The organism is Streptomyces sp. NPDC087901, assembly GCF_044742205.1.
Taxonomy (GTDB): domain Bacteria; phylum Actinomycetota; class Actinomycetes; order Streptomycetales; family Streptomycetaceae; genus Streptomyces.
This window is the reverse complement of record NZ_JBIUUC010000005.1, coordinates 454,660-473,601: the sequence shown is the minus strand read 5'-3', so window position 1 is coordinate 473,601 and position 18,942 is coordinate 454,660. Positions and strand designations below refer to the sequence as shown.

8 protein-coding genes are annotated in these 18,942 nt (G+C 71.8%); 6 read left to right on the top strand and 2 right to left on the bottom strand.

Translation table 11 applies throughout. The features are described 5' to 3' along the window. Positions 1-8 precede the first annotated feature (8 nt). Positions 9-10,898, top strand: a complete 10,890-nt coding sequence (locus tag ACIOEW_RS19230; protein WP_401964812.1) for an amino acid adenylation domain-containing protein — start codon at positions 9-11, stop codon at positions 10,896-10,898. Then, positions 10,885-12,585, top strand: a complete 1,701-nt coding sequence (locus ACIOEW_RS19225; RefSeq protein ID WP_362550567.1) for an ABC transporter ATP-binding protein — start codon at positions 10,885-10,887, stop codon at positions 12,583-12,585. Before ACIOEW_RS19230 ends, ACIOEW_RS19225 begins: the two co-directional genes overlap by 14 nt. 293 nt (positions 12,586-12,878) lie before the next feature. Here ACIOEW_RS19225 and ACIOEW_RS19220 read toward each other — a convergent pair whose 3' ends face one another. After that, positions 12,879-13,982: an alpha/beta hydrolase-fold protein gene (locus ACIOEW_RS19220; RefSeq protein ID WP_401964811.1), complete on the bottom strand. Its 1,104-nt coding sequence runs from the start codon at positions 13,980-13,982 to the stop codon at positions 12,879-12,881. Between the two features lie 155 nt (positions 13,983-14,137). Here ACIOEW_RS19220 and ACIOEW_RS19215 point away from each other — a divergent pair, with 155 nt between their 5' ends. Further along, entirely contained in the window at positions 14,138-14,350 is a 213-nt protein-coding gene (locus ACIOEW_RS19215; protein ID WP_401964810.1) for an MbtH family protein, read from the top strand. 4 nt (positions 14,351-14,354) lie between these two features. Then, the gene (locus ACIOEW_RS19210) at positions 14,355-14,876 is read left to right on the top strand and encodes a GNAT family N-acetyltransferase (RefSeq protein WP_401964809.1); all 522 of its coding nucleotides are present in this window, start codon (positions 14,355-14,357) and stop codon (positions 14,874-14,876) included. 99 nt (positions 14,877-14,975) lie between these two features. Here ACIOEW_RS19210 and argB read toward each other — a convergent pair whose 3' ends face one another. Then, positions 14,976-15,872: an acetylglutamate kinase gene (argB, locus tag ACIOEW_RS19205; RefSeq protein WP_401964807.1), complete on the bottom strand. Its 897-nt coding sequence runs from the start codon at positions 15,870-15,872 to the stop codon at positions 14,976-14,978. Positions 15,873-16,371: 499 nt separating this feature from the next. On the opposite strand from argB, the gene ACIOEW_RS19200 reads away from it, so the two are divergent. Together ACIOEW_RS19200 and ACIOEW_RS19195 are read left to right on the top strand one after the other, a co-directional pair. Then, entirely contained in the window at positions 16,372-17,034 is a 663-nt protein-coding gene (locus ACIOEW_RS19200; protein ID WP_401964805.1) for a TetR/AcrR family transcriptional regulator, read from the top strand. A gap of 534 nt (positions 17,035-17,568) precedes the next feature. After that, positions 17,569-18,936, top strand: coding sequence for a GH1 family beta-glucosidase (locus ACIOEW_RS19195; protein WP_401964804.1), 1,368 nt, complete (start codon positions 17,569-17,571; stop codon positions 18,934-18,936). Positions 18,937-18,942 lie beyond the last annotated feature (6 nt).

Here is an 18,942-nt window from a genome sequence, read left to right as displayed (position 1 = left end):
AGTCTTCGATGATGGAACCGGGCGCTCGTCCCGTACTGCTTTCTGACGCGGCCCTGGCGGGCCTGCGCCGGCGAACCGGCGATTACAGCGACTGGACCGTCACCACGGCATGCGCTGTCGGTCTGTCCTACTGGGCGACCGGCTGGAGCCCCGACGGAATCGACCTCACCCCCGCCACCCTGTTCGCCGACGTCCTCGGGTGGGTCGACAACGGCGGTTCGTCAAAGGGTGGTTGGGAGGTCGGTGCGGACGGTCGCAGCATCGCCGTACCCGAAGGTGTCGCGCCGGCCGACGCGCAGCTCGCCCTGGACGACCTCGCGGACTTCCCCGACCGGCCCCTCGGGACCATCGGCCCCTCCGGGATCGCCGGGCGGATCGAGGCCCTGGCCGAGTGGAACGATACCGAGGCCGGCCGGGTCCGCCCGACCATCGTGGAGATGTTCCGCGAGCAGGCGCGGGCGCGGCCCGACGCCGTCGCGATCGTGGACGGAGACCGCTCCCTGACCTACCGTCAAGCAGCAGAACTTGCGAGCCAGTTGGCGCACCACCTGATCGAACGCGGACTCGCAGCCGAACAGGTCGTCGGTATCTCGCTGGCCCGTTCCGCCGACATGGTCATCGGTCTGCTCGGTGTGCTCCAGGCGGGATGCGCGTTCGTCCCGCTCGATCCGGTGTGGCCCGCCGCGCGCCGGGCCGTCGTCGTCGAGGACGCCCGGGTCGTGCTCCAGCTCAACCGCTCGGGCGAGCAAGGTCAGGGCGAGCCGGAGGCCGTCGCTGTCGACCTCGACGACTGGGGGTTCGCCTCCCACCCCGCCGAGGGGACCGGGGTGGCCGTGCCCGGCCCCGCCCTGGCCTACGTGATCTTCACGTCCGGTTCGACAGGCCGGCCCAAGGGCGCGATGATCCGTCACGAGGCGATCAGTGAACGCCTGTTGTGGCAGGTCGACGAGATCCTGCACTTCGGCCACGACGACGCGTCGCTGTTCAAGGCGCCACTGTCCTTCGACATCTCCATCAACGAGATCTTCCTGCCGCTCGTGTGCGGTGGCCGGCTGGTGGTCCTGCGGCCGGGCGGTGAACGCGACCCGCACCACCTGCTCAGCGTGATCTCCGAACAGCGCGTCACCTTCACCTACCTGGTGTCGTCCATGCTGGACGTCCTGCTGGAGATGGCGGGGGACTCCGGACGGCTGGACAGCTTGCGGCACGTGTGGTGCGGCGGCGAGGTGCTGACCCCGGAGCTCTACGAGCGCTTCCGCACCCGGCTCGACATCCCCATGTACCACGGCTACGGCCCCGCCGAGACGACGATCGGCGTCTCGCACGTCATCTACCGGGGCGCGGCGGAGCGACTGTCGACATCCATCGGCAAAGCCAATCCCAACACCCAGCTCTACGTACTGGACGACGAACTGCGGCCCGTCCCGGTCGGCGTCGGCGGCGAGCTGTACGTGGGCGGGTTCCTCCTGGGGCGCGGCTACGTCAACGCACCCGGCCTGACCGCCTCCCGCTTCGTGGCCAACCCGTTCGCCGGGGACGGTTCCCGGCTGTACCGGACCGGCGACCTCGCCCGGTTCGCCCCGGACGGCTCGCTGGACTTCCTCGGCCGGGCCGACAACCAGATCAAGATCCGCGGCATGCGGCTGGAGATCGAGGACGTCGAGGCAGGTCTCGCGGAACACCCCGGGGTACGGCACAGTTGCGTCGTCGCCAGGAAGAACTCGGCGGGCGGTACCTACCTGATCGGCTACGTGATCCCTGCCGCCGGGAGCGAGGGCCTGCACGCCGACGAGGTCAGGGCGTGGGCCGTCGAGCACATGGTGGAGTACATGGTGCCCGCCCACACCGTCGTGATGAAGGAGTTCCCGCTCACCGCCAACGGCAAGCTCGACCGGGCCGCGCTGCCGGAGCCCGTGATCTCGGACGGGCCGGTCGCCGCGCCCGCCACCGAGAACGAGCGCCTGGTCTGCGAGGCGGTCGCCGCGGTGCTGCGGCTGGACGAAGTCGGTGTCGACCAGGACTTCTTCCGGCTCGGCGGAGACAGCATTCTGGCGATCTCCCTGCTGAGTGCGTTGCGTGACGCGGGTCTCTACGTCACGGCACGGCAGATCTTCACCCACGGCGTCGTGGGCGCGCTCGCCGCGGTGGCGAGCCGGGAGGACGTGTCCCCGGTGGAGGACGACGACGTGGCCACCGGGTCCGTCGTGGGATCGCCCATCGTCCAGTGGCTCGGCGGGACCACGGACGCGGTCGACGGCTTCGTGCAGTCGGTGGTGCTCAACACCCCGGCGGACCTGACCGCCGGTGCCCTCGACGAGATCCTCACCGCCGTGGTCCGGCGGCACGACATGCTGCGGGCCAGGCTGGTGCGCGGTGACCGCTGGGGCTTCGACATACCGGAGGCGGACGGCGCCGTCGCCGGGTGGCAGGAGAGCGGCCGGCCGCTCGACGCATGCGTCGAGCTCGCCACCGACGGCCTCGACCCGGACAACGGTGTGATGCTGCGCGCCGTCTGGCGCAGCGAAGCACGGCAACTGGTCGTGGTCGTCCATCACGTGGTGGTCGACGGTGTGTCCTGGCGGGTCCTGATGGAGGACCTGGCCACGGCATGGCGTCAGCTCACCTCGGGTGCACCGGTCGAGCTGCCCCCGGTGGGGACCTCGTTCCGGCGCTGGACGGAGCTGCTCGGGCGTACCCCGTTCGACGCGGACCGTGCCTACTTCGGGCGCCCCCTGCCGGGAGCGGACGGACCGCTGGGCAGGCGCCCGCTGTCCGAGGCCGACACCGTCGCCCGGGAACGGGAGCGGACCGTTGCGGTCGGGCCCGAGGTCACCGCCGCGCTGCTCAGCGAGATCCCCGCGAAGTTCCACGCGGGTGTCAACGACGTACTCCTGACCGCGCTCGCCGTCGCCCTGGCTCGGTGGCGCCGCGACCTCGGCCAGGACCAGACATTCGCACACATCGAACTGGAGGGCCACGGCCGCGAAGGACGGTTCGTCGCGGACGCCGCCGGCTTCGAGCCGGAACTGTCGCGGACCGTGGGCTGGTTCACCACTCTCTTCCCGGTGACCGTCGACCCCGGCGCCGCGGCCGGTCCCACCTCACCCGCCTACCTGGCGGCCGCGCTCAAGGCGGTCAAGGAAGACCTCGCCCGAGTGCCGGGCAACGGTCTCTCCTACGGCGCCCTGCGGTACCTGAACGACACCCGGTTCGACGCACCGGCACCCCAGGTGCTGTTCAACTACCTGGGCCGCTTCGACTCGGACACCTCCGGGGACTGGCAGCTCGCGGGAACCGCGGGGCAGCTGGGAGAGAAGCGCGACCCGAGGATGCGCCTGCCGCGTGCCCTGGAGTTCAACCTCATCGCGGAACCGGCGGCGACCGGCGCGTACGAACTGGTCACCACCATCTCCTGGCCCGACGGCATGTTCACCGACGAGGACATCACGACGGTCGGGGAGTACCTGCGGGAGGCCCTGGCCGGCCTGGCCGCACTCGACGAGGGCGGCCACTCGCCCAGCGACTTCGGCCTGGTGCCGCTCACCCAGACCGACGTCGACGCGTTGGACGGCCCCGGACTGCGCGACATCCTGCCGCTGACCCCGTTGCAGGAGGGCCTGTACTTCCACTCGGTCTTCGACGACGACTCGGCGGGCAGCTACGTGGAGCAGCAGCTGCTGACGCTGGACGGCGAGGTGGACGCCGGACGCCTCGCGGCGGCCGCCACCCGCCTGCTCACCCTGTACCCGAACCTGGCCGCCCGGTTCGTGGCCCTCGCCGACGGCCGCGTCGTCTCCGTGCTGGAAAGCGGAGCCGAGGCACCCTTCACCACGCTGGACCGTCCCGGCATCTCCGACACCGAGATCCACGACTACGCCGAGCGGGACCGTCGCGCGGGGTTCGACCTGGCCACCGGACCGCTGATGCGCTACACGCTCATCCGCCAGGGCCCCGGCCGCAACGTGCTGGTGCAGACCGTGCACCACATCATCGCCGACGGCTGGTCGGTACCGCCGATGCTCCGCACGCTGCTGGCCGAGTACCACCGGCCGGGGACCGCCTACCAGGTCGGCGGCTTCCCCGACTACGTGCACTGGCTCGCCGCACGGGACGACGACGAGAGCGACCGCGTCTGGCGCGACCAGCTCGCCGGACTGCCCGGCCCCTCACTGGTCGCCGAGGACCACACCCCGTCCGACCGTTTCGCCGACACGGCCGTGGAGCCGGCCGACGACATCGACGTGGCCGCCAGGTCGGCCGGCGTGCCGCTGAGCGTCGCCGTGCACAGCGCCTGGGCGGTGACACTCGGCGGCCTCCTGCACGGCAGGGACGTGGTGTTCGGCTCCACCGTGTCCGGACGTGACGCGGAGGTGCCCGGCATCGCGGAGATGGTGGGCCTGTTCATCAACACGATTCCCGTACGCGCCCGGTGGGGTGCGGACACGACGGCGTCCGGCCTGCTCGCCTCGGTGCGGGAGCACCAGAGCGCCGTGCTGCCGCACCAGCACGTCTCGCTGGCGAGGATCGGCCGGCAGGCAGGCGCCGGCGCACGCTTCGACACCCTGGTGGTGTTCGACGTGGCGACCGACGTGACCTCCCTGCGCGTGCCCGGCGACGAACTGGTCATCACCGGCATCGTGAACGAGGGAGCCCCGCACTACCCGCTGACGCTGGTCGTGGAACGCGCCCTCGACGGACGCCCGCGCTTCAACCTGATCTACGATGGGGAACTGCTCCGGGATCCGACCGCCCAGACGATCCTGCGTACGTTCACCCGCACCCTCACCGGCCTGCTCACCCGGCCGGACACCCTGATCGAGGATTTCGCAGCCGAGGACACCCGGCGCCCCGCACCGGTCGCCCCGACGACACTGGACGCGCTGTTCGACGCCTCCGCACACCGCGACCCGACCGCCGTCGCTGTGACCCAGTGCGCCCTCGACGGTGGCACCGATTCGCTCACATACGGTGAACTCGCCACGGCGAAGGATGAGTTGGCCGCGGTTCTGCGGGCAGCCGGCGTCGGACCGGGCAGACGCGTCGCCGTAGCCGTCCCGCGCTCCCTGGAACAGGTCGTCGCCCTGGTCGCCATCGTCACCGCGGGCGGCGCGTACGTACCGCTGGACCTGGCCTACCCGGACGAACGGCTGGAGTACATCCTCGCCGACGCCGCGCCGCAGGCCGTCCTCGTCGACCGTGAGCAGCGCGAGCGGTTCACCGGGCTGCTGACCCGGGCGGGCGTACAGGCCCGTGTGCTCGTGCTCGGGGACGAACTGCCGCAGGCGGACGAGCCGGTGCCGGTGACCGCACGGCCCGGCCCGCACGATCCCGCGTACGTGATCTACACGTCCGGATCGACGGGCAGGCCCAAGGGCGTCGTCGTCCCGCACACCGCCGTGGTGACGCTCCTCGCGAACACCCGGCCCGACATGGGATTCGGCCCGCACGACGTGTGGGTCCAGTTCCACTCGTACTCCTTCGACTTCGCCGTCTGGGAGCTGTGGGGCGCGCTGGCGCACGGCGCCGAGCTGCTGGTGCCGGACTACGCGCTGACCCGTTCCCCGGTGGACTTCCACCGGCTGGTCCGCGAGCGTGGAGTCACCGTGCTCAACCAGACCCCGTCGGCGTTCTACCGGTTCATCGAGGCCGACCGGCATGCCGGTGAACCCGCCACCGCTCTGCGCCGGATCATCTTCGGCGGCGAGGCACTCGATCCCGCGCGGCTGCGCGGCTGGACCGAGCGGTACGGCACCGCCTCGCCCGAACTGGTCAACATGTACGGCATCACCGAGACCACCGTCCACGTCACCCACCGAGTGCTCACCGACGAGGACTTCGGTGCCGACGCCGCCGTCAGCCCGATCGGCGGTCCGATCCCCGGTCTGGACACCTATCTGCTCGACGACCGGCTCCGGCCGGTGCCGCCCGGGCGGGTGGGAGCCATCTACGTCGCGGGCGATCAGGTGTCGCTCGGCTACCTCGGCAGGCCGGGGCTGACCGCGGGCCGGTTCGTGGCGAACCCGTTCGCGGGCGACGGCTCCCGCATGTACCACACGGGCGACCTCGCCCGCCGGACGCTCGACGGCGAGCTGGAGTTCGCCGGCCGGGCCGACGACCAGGTCCAGCTCAAGGGATTCCGGATCGAGCTCGGCGAGGTGGAGTCCGCGATCAGGGAACTCGACGGAGTGACCGACGTGGCCGTCACCGTGGCGGACAGCGGCGACCATCTGGTCGCGCACGTCGTGGGCCGGGCGCCGGGTGACCTCACCGGCCTCCTGGCCGCGACGCTGCCCGGGCACATGGTGCCGGGCCAGGTACTGACGGTCGACGCGCTGCCCCTGACGGTCAACGGCAAACTGGACCGGAAGGCTCTGACCGCGCGTGCCGCGCAGGACGCCGTCCCGGAGGCCGCGACCGGCTCCGCGCTCGCCGCACTGACCGGCATCTTCGGCGAGACGCTGCCGGGCTCGGGCGTGGACGCCGACACCGACTTCTTCATGGCCGGCGGCGACAGCATCCTCGCCATCACCGTCATCAACCGGGCCAGGGCCCTCGGACTGTCGATCGCGCCGCGGGACGTCTTCCTGTTCAAGACCCCCCGCGCGCTCGCCGAGCAGCTGGAGACACGCACGCCGCAGGCCGCCGCCGTCGGACCCGTTCGCCGTGCGGACGGCCCGCTCGCCCCGACACCGGTCATCCTGCGCCGACGGGAACTGGGCGGCTCGCTCGACCGGTTCGCCCAGGCCAGGTCGCTGGTGGTCCCGGAGAACGCCGGGCTCGCCGACATCGGGCGCGCCGTGAACGCCGTCGTGGCCGCGCACCCGGTCCTCCGGCTGAGGCTGGACGTTACGCACGGAGTATGGGCCCTGCGTACCGAACCCGGCCATGAGGTCACCGTCGTCCAGGCGGAGACGGCCGACGTGACAACCGCCGCGAACGAAGCCGCCGGGCGCCTCGACCCCGAGTCCGGAGACGTCATCGCGTTCTCCTGGCTCGCGGCGAGCAGGACCCTCGTCGTCACCGTGCACCACCTCGCCGTCGACGCGGTGTCCTGGCTGGTCCTGCTGGACGACCTGGCCACGGCCCTGCGCGGCGCGCCCCTGGCACCGCCCACCACGTCCTACGCCGAGTACGCGGAAGCGATGGGCGCCCGGTCCGCCCGGACGGCCGGGCTCGGGGACTGGCTGACCACGCTCGGGGCGCCCGTGCTGCTGCCCTCCGTGGAGGGCCTGCGCGAGACCACCGTCGTGCTCACGCCCGAGGCGAGCGACCGGGTGACGCGTACCGCGCCCGCCGCGCTCGGCGTCGGTCTCACGGAGCTGCTGTGCGGCGCGCTCCGCGCCGCGCTGACCCGGGTCCAGCCCTCGCCCACCGATCTCGCGATCGATCTGGAGCGGCACGGCCGGGTCCCCGTCCTGGAACACCACGACTACACCCGTACGGTCGGCTGGTTCACCGCCATCGCGCCCGTCCGGCTCACCGCGCACACCGACCCCGTCGAGGCGGCGCGCGAAGCCGCCGCACGTCAGCCGGACGAGGACGGGCACGTCGCCTACGGCCGGCTCAGGTACCTCAACCCGCAGACGGCCCCGCTGCTGACCGCCCAGCCGCAGGTGCTGTTCAACTACCTCGGCCGGGGCGGCGAGTCGCAGGCGCTGCACATCACGGGCGCGGATCAGCGCAGCCCGTACGCCGTCGAGGTCAACGCGTGGACCGACGACGCCACCGGAAGCCTGCACGCGGCATTCACCCTCGCCGACGGCATCCCCGACGAGATCACCGGGCACTGGCGGAGCGCACTGGAACACATCGCGGACGCCTCCGCCACGGCCGAGCGCACCGCACCGGTCACCCCCCTCCAACGGGGCCTGTACTTCCAGGCTCAGATGGCGGGTACGGCCGGGCACTACGTCGCGCAGAGCTACTTCACCTTCGACCGCCGCCTGGACACCGACGCGCTGGCCGAGGCGATGGCGTACGTGATCGCACGGCACCCGGTCGTGGGCGCGGGCTTCACCACCGACGACCGCGGAAACCCGGTCCAGGTCCTCAAGGCGGGCCGGCGCGTCGATGTCCGCACCGTCGCCCTGGAGACGGAAGCGGAGGCCGAGGCCCTGCGGGCCAGGGACCGCGACACCGGCTTCGACCCGGGTGCGCCGCCGCTGGTCCGGCTGACCGTGGTGCGTCTGCCCGACGACCGGGACGGCCTGCTGCTGAGCTACCACCTCCTGCTGTGGGACGGCTGGTCCCGCGAGATCCTGCTGCGGGACCTGTTCGACGCCTACCGGGCCGTCGTCGCGGGAGAACCGCTGGACGCGACCCCGCTCTCGCCGGGCTTCGAGGACTACGCCCGCACACTGGCCGTCAAGGACCCCGCCGACTCGGAACGCTTCTGGTCGCAGCACCTGGCCGGTCTCACCGGGCCGACCCTGCTCGCCGGACCCCGGCCGGCCGTCTCGGACGCGCTGCCGCGTGCGCTCGTGCACACGATGTCCGCCGAACTGTCGGACCTGCTGCGGGACGCGGCCAAGGAGCACGGCGTCACGCTGAACTCGGTGCTGACCGGGGCGTTCGGGCTCCTGCTGGGCGCGCACACCGGCCGGAGCGACGCGGTGTTCGGTGTCACCGTCTCCGGCCGGGAGGGCGAGGGCCTGTCCGGCATCGTCGGCGTACTGCTCAACACCGTGCCCATGTGGACACGGGCCCGGCCAGGCGACACAGTCCGGGAGTACCTGACGGCCGTTCAGACGGCCCGGGTCGAGGCGATGGAGCACGAGCACCTGGGTCTCGGCGAGATCCAGCGGGCGGGCGGCCACGACAGCCTGTTCGATAACCTGTTCGTGCTCCAGAACTTCCTGGACCTGGATGCCTTCGCCGCCATGAACACCAGGCACGGCATCACTTCGGTGCAGGCCGACGACTCCACCCACTACCCGTTCACCTGGGTCGTCACGCCCGGCGACCGGCTCACGGTCAAGCTGGAGCACCGCGACGACGACCCCGCGAACGCCCGTCGCCTCCTCGACGACTACCTGCGTGTGCTGGAGGACCTGGCCAGGACGACCGGCCCGGTCGGATCCCTGCCGGGCCCGGGCCCGGCTCCCGAGCACGCCGGACGTACGGACATCGGGACGGACACCGTCGTCGACCGGTTCGACCGGGCGGCCGACCGCGACCCGCGGCGCGTCGCCCTGGTCGCCCACGGCTCGGCCATGACCTTCGCCCAACTCCGGGACCGGAGCCGTGCGGTGGCGGGGGTGCTTGCCCGGCGCGGCATCGGACCGGAGCGGACCGTGGCCCTCGCGATCCCGCGCTCGCTCGAGTCGATCGTGGCACTGTTCGCCGTGCTGCGCGTCGGCGCCGCGTACGTACCGCTGGAGCTCGACCACCCGGACGAGCGGATCGCCGCGATCGTCGACGACGCCCGCCCGGACGTGACCCTCACCGTGAGCGCCGTATCGCCCCGGCTGACCGGCGACCTGATAGAGCTCGACCGCCCGCTGCCCGAGGCCGAGCCGTACGTGACGTTCGCGCCCGACGACCCGGACCGGCTGCGCCATCCCGCGTACACGATCTTCACCTCCGGATCGACCGGGAAGCCCAAGGGCGTGGTGACCGAGTACGCAGGGCTCACCAACATGCTGATCAACCATCAGCGCCGCATCTTCGAACCGGTACTGGCGCAGCACGGCAACCGGGTCTTCAGGATCGCGCACACCGTGTCGTTCGCCTTCGACATGTCGTGGGAGGAGCTGTTGTGGCTCGCCGACGGACACGAGGTGCACATCTGCGACGAGGAACTGCGCCGTGACGCGCCCAGGCTGGTCGAGTACTGCCTGGAGCACGGCATCGACGTCATCAACGTGACCCCGACCTACGCGCAGCAACTGGTGGCCGAGGGACTGCTCGACCAGCCCGGACGACGGCCCGCGCTGGTGCTGCTGGGAGGTGAGGCCGTCACCCCGACGCTGTGGCAGCGGCTCGCGGAGACCGGGGGGACGGACGGCTACAACCTGTACGGACCCACGGAGTACACCATCAACACCCTTGGTGTCGGCACCTTCGAGTGCGAGGACCCGGTCGTCGGCGTCGCGATCGACAACACCGAGGTGTACGTGCTGGACCCGTGGCTGCGTCCGCTGCCGGACGGGGTTCCCGGCGAGCTGTACGTCTCCGGCATCGGCATCGCGCGCGGCTACCTCGGGCAGCCCGCGCAGACGGCGCACCGGTTCATCGCGTGCCCGTTCGGCGAACCCGGTGAGCGCATGTACCGCACCGGGGACCTGGTGATCCGGCGGCCCGACGGAAACCTGATGTATCTGGGCCGCACCGACCAGCAGGTCAAGATCCGGGGCCACCGGGTCGAACTCGGCGAGGTCGAGGCGGCGTTCGCCGCCCATACGGCGGTGCGGTTCGCCGCCGCGGTCGCCCAGCCCGACCCGCAGGTCGACGGCGCTTACCGGCTGGCCGCCTACCTGGTGCTCGACGGTTCCGATACGGCCACCGTCGCCGCCGAAGTGGGCGCGGCTCTCCCCGACTTCCTGCGGCCGACGCACTACGCCGAGGTCGCCGGCATCCCGCTGACCGTGAACGGGAAGGCCGACACCAAGGCGCTGCCGGAGGCCAGGCCGCTGGGCGTGCTGACCACCGGCGCCGAGCGCGCACCGGAGACCGGGACCGAGATCACGGTGTGCGAGTTCTTCGCCGAGGCGCTGGACCTGGACGACGACGAGGTGAGCGCGGTCAGTGACTTCGTGTCCCTGGGCGGGCACTCCATGCTGGCGGTTCGTCTGATCGGGCTGCTCCGCCGGGAGTACGGTCCAGTGATCACGATCCGTGATCTGTTCACCCTGCGAACCCCCGAAGCGATTGCCGGTCACCTCGATGCCAACTCCTGACACCCGCCGGACCCTCCGGGGAGCCGACATCCTGCGGACCGCGCTGCGCCGCAATGTCGGCGCCATGACCTGGGGCACGGTTCTCATGGGCCTGTACCAGGCCGGCGAGACCGCCTTCCCCATCGCCCTCGGTCTGATCGTCGAACACACCCTGCAGAACCGGAGCCCCGGTTCGCTCGGGCTGTCGATCGGCGCGCTGGCCGTGATCATCACGACCGTGTCGCTGTCGTGGCGGTTCGGGATGCGCGTCCTGCAGAAGGCCAACACGACCGAGGCACACCGGTGGCGGGTGCAAGTCGCGGCGTGCGGACTCCAGCCGGTGGACAGGGACATCGGTCTGAAGTCCGGTGAGGTGCTGACCATAGCCACCGAGGACGCGGACTCGACCGCCGACATCATCGAGGTGGTGCCGCTGCTGATCAGCTCGCTGGTCGCGGTGCTGGTCGCCGCCGTCGCACTCGGCCTGGCGGACCTCCGGCTCGGACTGCTGGTGATCATGGGAACCGTGGTGATCCTGTCGATCCTGAGTGTGATGTCCAAGCGGATCGGCGCCAGTACCCAGGAGCAGCAGGCCCGGGTGGCGCGGGCGGGTGCGAAGGTCGCCGACCTGATCACCGGCCTGCGCCCGCTGCACGGCTTCGGCGGCAACCACGCGGCGTTCGTGTCCTACCGGAAGGTCAGCACGGAGGCCAGGCACCAGGCGATCACCGTGGCCGGAGTGAACGGCGTGTACGCCGGCGCCGCGCAGGCCCTCAACGCGGTCCTGGCCGCCGCCGTGACCCTGACGGCGGGCTGGCTGGCCTTCGACGGTCAGATCACCATCGGGGAACTCGTCATGGCGGTGGGCCTCGCGCAGTTCATCATGGAACCGCTGAAGATGTTCTCGGAGATGCCGAAGTACGTGATGATGGCGCGGGCCTCGGCCGAACGGATGGCGCTGGTGCTGTCCGCCCCGCCGGTGGCGGAGCCGGGGCCGCAACGCCCCTCCGAGGGCGGCGACCTGGAGATCGACGGCGTCCGGTACGGGACGCTGCGCGGGCTGAAGCTGCGGGTTCCCGCCGGCGAGTTCATCGCGATCGCCGCCTACCAGCCGCGCGCCGCAGCCGACTTCGCCTCGGTTTTGGCGGTGAACGTCCCGCCGCAGGACTACGAGGGAGCGGTACGGATCAGCGGGCGGGAGCTCGCGGACCTGTCGGTCGAGGCGGTCCGCGAGCACATGCTGGTCAACCCGTACGACGCCGAGATCTTCGCGGGCACCCTCCGGACGAACATCGATCCGTCGGGCACCAGCCGGACCGTTCCCGAGGCCGTCGAGGCGTCGATGCTGACCGACGTCGTCGCCCTGCACCGCGCAGGGCTCGACCACGGCGTCCGCGACCGCGGCGCGAACCTGTCCGGGGGGCAGCGCCAACGGCTGTCCCTCGCCCGCGCCCTGGCCGCCGACACCGACGTCCTGGTCCTGCACGACCCGACCACGGCAGTCGACGCGGTCACCGAACAGCTCATCGCGCGCAACCTCGCGAAGCTGCGCCGGGGCCGTACCACCGTCGTGATCACCAGCAGCCCGGCCGTACTGGACGCCGCCGACCGGGTCCTCGTCCTGGACGACGGCGTCATCACGGCCGAGGACACCCATCGCAACCTCCTCGCCACGGACGAGGCCTACTGCCGGGCGGTGGCCAGGTAGGGCGCTCAGGGCTGTCCCGCCATTCCTGACGGGCGGGCGGGCGGGCGGGCGACGACAACAACGGCACCTCGCCGCGTTGCCGGAACGCCCGAACACATCCGGTGTCCGGGCGTCCCTCCGCCTTGCGACGTACCGCATCCGAGGCCGCGCGCTGATCCACCAGGAACTGCGGGACAGCTCTCACGGCCTCCCGCACGATAGGCGTCGCCGCAGGTCAGCGGCTTGCGTCCTCGCGGCGCCTGAGCCTTTGACCTGCACGGATGCGGCGACGGTTCCTGTCGTGCACGAGGTCGTCAGCCGAGTGCCCAGGCGACATCCCTGAGCAGGGCGTGCCGCCAGCCGGCCCGGTCGTGGCCGGACGCCGACCGTGACACCCGTACGGTCGCGCCCGCCTGTTCGGTCAGGGTCTCGACCGGCTCGCAGTGGGGCAGCATGCGCGTCTCGTGCTCCCCGGCGTCGAACGCGATCCGCAGACCGGACAGGTCGGGGCGTTCCCGCAGACGTGCGGCCATCGCGCCGCCGGGCGGGCCGCCCAGCGGGTCCCCGTCCAGCGCTCCGGGTGTCCACCAGAACGACCCCGACTGGCAGGCGACGCGCGAGACCAGCTCCGGGAACTCGAGTGCCGCGCTCAACGCGCTCAGCCCGCCGAGGCTCTGGCCCGCGACCACCAGCCGGTCCAGGTCCGCGGTCACTCCGGACTCCGCCACCAGCGGCAGCAGTTCGTCCCGGACCGCCTCCCACAGCGCGGTGCCGTACGCGAATTCGGCCGCCCGGTCCTTGGCCGGCAGGAAGACCAGCGTGACGGGCGGCATCTCGCCACTCGCGGCGGCCGAGTCGAACGCGCTCATGGCCGGGTGCAGGTACAGCCAGTCGTCGCCGTCGAGCAGCAGGACCACCGGTCCGCCGCCACCCACCGGGTGGACGCGCACGGTCCGCCGTCCGCCGAGCCGTTCGCTGTTCCAGCGCAGCCGGGTGCGGGGGACGGGGAGGACGTCGTCGGCGCCGACGACGGGCCAGTGCGGCTGCGCCGGGGCGTCCGGGGTCGCGACGACGGAACGGTCGACGCCGGCCCCGGCCGGGTTGAACGGGTCGGCGTACGCCTCGTCGGCGACGAGGAACTGGTACGTCACCCGCAGCCGTGCGGGCATGGGCACCTGTGCGTACCAGCAGTCGGTGTCGCCCCACCGGTGCAGGGGCACCGGCTCCGACCAGCTCTCGAAGCCGATGGTCGCGGGGGAGCCGCGCCAGAGGAACAGGGTTGTCCAGCCGCCGTCGCCGGCCGGTACCGAAGCGGGCCCCCGCGCCGCCGCCCAGAACGCGTCGGTACCGGGTGCGCCGGGCAGGCCGAACGCGGCGAAGCCGTTCTCGGTGCGGATCCGTTCGGTCACCGGGGGCATGAACGTCTCCTTGTGAGAGGGAAGCAGGAAAGGCTAAGCTCGCATCAATTAGGGGAGCCTAACCTAAGCTTGACTGCTCCTTCCAGCCCGGCGGGCTGACGCACACGCTCGACGCGGCTTTCACCGGCCCGTCGGAACCGAGGAGGTACTGACGCATGAGCACCAACCCGTTCGACGACCCCGAGGGCCGGTTCACGGTCCTGGTGAACGGTGAGGGCCAGCACTCGCTGTGGCCGTCCTTCGCGGAGGTGCCCGGAGGATGGACGATCGCCTTCGACGAGAACACCCGGGAGGCGTGCCTGGACTTCGTCGAGACCAACTGGACCGATCTGCGGCCGCGGTCCCTCGCGGCGTCCATGGACGCCTGACACGTTGACCACGGCCACGTCGAGCCCCGCCCCTCCGGCGCGTGTGCTCCGCGCGCCGGCGCCCTCCGTGCGCTTCGGCCTTGCGGAGGATGCTGCCGAACTCGCCCAGCTTTCCCGGCCCTTCGTTCGTTCGGGCGCCCTGCGGGAGCGGCCGGTCTCGCTCTACGCCGCCCAAGCGGCCGACTTCCTGGTGGCCGTGGGTCCCGGAGGCCGGCTCGAAGGCTGCGTGGGCCTGTGCGTGTACCCGGCCGGTCCGGCCGGGTGCGGTGCACCCGCGGGCGTTCTGTACAACTTCTGTGTGGCAGGGCGTCAGCAAGGGTGCGGAGTAGGAGCGGTGCTGCTGCGCACCGCGCTGACGAGGGCGCGCGCCCTGTCACTCGGTGCGCTGTTCACCGCGACGACCGGCGGCGGACGGCTGTTCCAGCGGTACGGGTTCACCTCGACGGCCGCATGTCTGGCGCCCCGGCCCTGGGCGGAGTCGCTGGATCCGCGGCGCAACGCGCGGATCCTCGCGAGGGCCGTGTAGAGGGCGGTGCAGCGTGGCGGCGTCAGGGGCGGGGTGCCGTGACTGTCCCGCCCCTGACGCCGAGTGGCGGTCCGCGGCGCGCCGTCACCGGCGGTGTGGTCATACGGTGCTCAGGTCGCGGTCCGGGCCGGTGCCGGGTGCGACGGCGGTGCCTGGAACCACAGTGGTGCCGGGACCGTTCTCGCCGAGTACGCCTTGCAGCACCGCGTGCGGCACCCGGCCGTCGAGCACCTGCGCCCGGGGCACGCCGCCGCGGACGGCCCGCAGGCAGCCCTCCATCTTCGGCAGCATCCCGCTCGCGAGCCCCGGCAGCAGCTCGGCCAGTGCGTCGGCCGGCAGATGGCTGATCACCTCGGTGCTGCGCGGCCAATCCGCGTACAGCCCCTCCACATCGGTGAGCATGACCAGCCGTTCCGCTCGGAGGGCCACGGCAAGCGCGGACGCGGCAAGGTCGGCGTTGACGTTGTAGACCTGGCCGTCCTCGCCGCGGGCCACGGGGGAGACCACCGGGATGTGCCCCTGTTCCAGGAGCGTGCGCACCATGTCCGGGTTCACGTCCACGATGTCCCCGACGAGACCGATGTCCACCGGGCGGCCGTCCACATAGGCCGGCCGCCGTACCGCCGTCATCGTGTGCGCGTCCTCGCCGGTCATGCCCACGGCGAAGGGCCCGTGGGCATTGATCTGGCCGACCAGCTCCCGCTGGACGCGGCCGGACAGCACCATGCGCACCACTTCCATGGTTTCCGCCGTGGTCACGCGCAGGCCCGCCTCGAAGCGGCTCTCCAGGCCGAGGCGGTCGAGCATCGCGCTGATCTGGGGCCCGCCGCCGTGCACGACGACCGGGCGCAGGCCCGCGTGCCACAGCTCCACGACGTCCTGCGCGAAGAGGCGTTGCAGGTTCGCGTCCACCATGGCGTTGCCGCCGAACTTGACGACGACCACGCGGTGCCGTGGTTCCGCGGCCCCGGTCGAGGAATCCGTTTCCGGGTTCATTCGATCTGCGAGGACCGGTCTCATGTCTACCCCACCCCGTTCGAAAAGTTAGCTTAGCCTAACCTGAATGGCAGGGGTCTCGGTGAGGATCCGCCGTCCTGCCCGGCCGTGATCGCGGGTGTCTCCGGTCGCCCGGGCCGTTACGGCGCGGGCCCTCGATGGCGTTCGGTTCGCCCTTCGGTCCGTCCGACCCCTTCAGCGAGATGCTCGACCGCTTCCCGGCCGGGCCCAGGAGATCGAGCAGACCGTCGAGATCCTCTCGCGGCGCTCCGGGTTCGGCGTGGAGCGGCAGGACACCGCCGGAACGACGCCGCCCAGTAGCGCTTCGCCGGGCTCCGCGTCTGTGTCCGGTGCGGGGCGGGCGGCGGTGACGGGGGTGATGTGGGTGACGTGGTGGTGCCGAAGCCGGTCGGGGCGTCCTGGCCGGCGGGCGGCAGCATGGCCGGCCCCCGCTCCGTGGCCGCGTGTAACGTTCGCGGCATCGGACGACCGGGGGCACGTGGTGACGGAAGCAGGCGAGCAGCAGCCGGCATCGCGGGCGCGGCTACGGCGGCAGCCTCAGCAGGCACGCAGCCGGGCCCGGGTCGAGGCCATCCTCGCCGCGGCCGACCGGATCCTGTCCCAGGAGGGGTACGAGGCGCTGACGATGCGGCGGATCGCCGAGGAGGCGGGCACGCCGGTCGGGAGCATCTACCAGTTCTACGCGGACAAGAGCGCCGTCGTGGACGCGCTGGGTCAGCGGTACCTCGATGCCTTCAAGGCCGCCATCGACGAACTCGTCGAGCGTACGGTCGAGGGCGAACTGTCCGACCCGGTCGGCATGATGGTCGGTGTCTACGCCGAGCTGTTCCGGTCCCAGGCGGGCGGCATGGCTCTGTGGGCAGGGCGGCACCTCAGTCCCGAGCTCGCCCGGGCGGACGAGGCGAGCAACACGCACATCGCCGAGGGCCTGCAGCGCATCGTGGAACACCTGACCGGCGGACCCGGCGGCCAACGGGCGCAACGGGCGACGCGGATGGTGGTGTGGGCCGCCAACGCGGTGCTGCACGAAGTGTTCAAGAGCGAGGGCGAGCCGGACCTGGAGACAGTGGACGAGCTCAAGCGGATGCTGAATGCCTACTGGGAGGACCTGCGAGGCCGGCTGACGGCCGCTCAAGGGTGAACCGAGGCGCTCGGCGGCTCGCCGGGCTTCGGGCCGCGGGCCCGGACTGCCGGGCCGGCCGGCACCGCGGCTGACCGGCTCGCACCCTGGGCGTCGTGACACGGACAGTCATCCAGGCCAGGCCCTGCCCGGCCACTCGCGCGCGCCGAGCCCGGCCGCCCGAGGTCCTCTGGCCGGGGGCCGGTTCCGGGGCTCGCAGAGTCGGCCACCCCGCTCTGCCGCCATCTGGGGCCCGCCGCTGTGGACCGTGCTTTCGGCCTCGGCACTCGCCCCGGATCCCGGTCGGCGCTGCCACTGCCCGAGCCGCTCCCCGCCCCTCCCCGCCGGCCAGATCGTGGCCAGGTCCGACCCATAGAACGTGAACGAGAGTTCATGTTATGTTGCGGCCCACCTCGGACGGCGTGCCCCGGTCACGAACAGCCGCCTCCAGGCTGCCGTTGGGGCGTCGAAGCGCGGCCTTCGGCAGGATTCCGGAGCCGCGCGCGGGCGACCGAGCCTGGGCGACTCGCGCATCACCGATGAAGGCAGGCGCCAGTGACGACGAGTTCCACCGATGCCACTCGACTTCCCCGGCTCCCGGCCGACTTCACCTGGGGCGCCTCGACCGCCGCGTACCAGATCGAGGGCGCCGCCGACGAGGACGGCAAGGGGGCGTCCATCTGGGACACCTTCGTACGGCGCCCCGGAGCCGTACGTGACGGCCACACCGGTGACATCGCCTGCGACCACCACCACAGGTTCGACGAGGACGTCACACTGATGCGCCGACTCGGGCTCGACGCGTACCGCTTCTCGGTCTCCTGGCCCCGCATCCTGCCCACCGGCGCGGGCAGGATCGAACCGCGTGGACTGGACTTCTACGACCGCCTGGTCGACGCGCTGCTCGACGCCGGGATCGAGCCCACACCAACCCTGTTCCACTGGGACCTGCCGCAGGCCCTGGAGGACGAGGGCGGATGGCTGAACCGCGGGACCGCCCATCGGTTCGCCGAGTACGCGGCCGTGGTCGCGGAACGGCTGGGGGACCGGGTCAAGCGGTGGATCACCCTGAACGAGCCCTTCGTCCACATGTCTCTCGGCTACGGCTTCGGTGTCCACGCCCCGGGCCGCGCACTGATGCTGGACGCACTGCCCGTCGCACATCACCAGCTGCTCGGCCATGGCCTCGCCACCGCGGCGCTGCGAGCCGCCGTCCCGGGCGGGCAGATACTGCTCGCCAACAACTGCACGCCCGTCCGCCTGCGCCACGACGCCCAGCGGGACGAGGACGTGGCCGCGGCCTCCGCCTACGACGCCCTGCACAACCGACTCTTCAACGATGCGCTGCTGCTGGGGAGTTATCCCGACCTGTCGGCTTACGGTATGGCCGACCCGAGCTGGGGAGGGGTGGTGCGCGAGGGAGATCTCGCCACGATCGCCGCACCGCTGGACGGGCTGGGCGTCAACTACTACAACCCCACCTGGGTCACCGCCCCGGCCGATCCTGCCTCCCCGCTGCCCTTCGACCTGGCCGAGCCCGCGGAGCCGTACGAGCGAACCGCGTTCGACTGGCCGGTGGTTCCCGACGGGCTCACGGAACTGCTCACCGGCCTCAAAGCCCGCTACGGCAACGCCCTCCCACCGGTGTGGATCACCGAGAACGGCTGCTCGCAGCCGGCCGGGCTGGACGACCGGGCGCGCATCGAGTACCTCGCCGGACACATCACCGCGATCGCCCACGCCGTGTCCCGCGGGGTGGACGTGCGCGGCTACTTCACCTGGTCGTTGCTCGACAACTTCGAGTGGGCCGAGGGCTATCACCAGCGCTTCGGCCTGGTCGAGGTCGACTTCACCACCCGACGTCGCACGCCCCGGGCGAGCTTCGAGTGGTACCGCGACCTGATCGCCTCCCAGCGGTCCTGAGTAACG

Excerpts from the sequence above, each read along its gene's own strand:
- ACIOEW_RS19220 (WP_401964811.1), bottom strand. The coding sequence starts at position 13,982 with ATGCCCCCGGTGACCGAACGGATCCGCACCGAGAACGGCTTCGCCGCG.
- ACIOEW_RS19225 (WP_362550567.1), top strand. The coding sequence starts at position 10,885 with ATGCCAACTCCTGACACCCGCCGGACCCTCCGGGGAGCCGACATCCTG.
- ACIOEW_RS19230 (WP_401964812.1), top strand. The coding sequence starts at position 9 with ATGATGGAACCGGGCGCTCGTCCCGTACTGCTTTCTGACGCGGCCCTG.
- ACIOEW_RS19215 (WP_401964810.1), top strand. The coding sequence starts at position 14,138 with ATGAGCACCAACCCGTTCGACGACCCCGAGGGCCGGTTCACGGTCCTG.
- argB (WP_401964807.1), bottom strand. The coding sequence starts at position 15,872 with ATGAACCCGGAAACGGATTCCTCGACCGGGGCCGCGGAACCACGGCAC.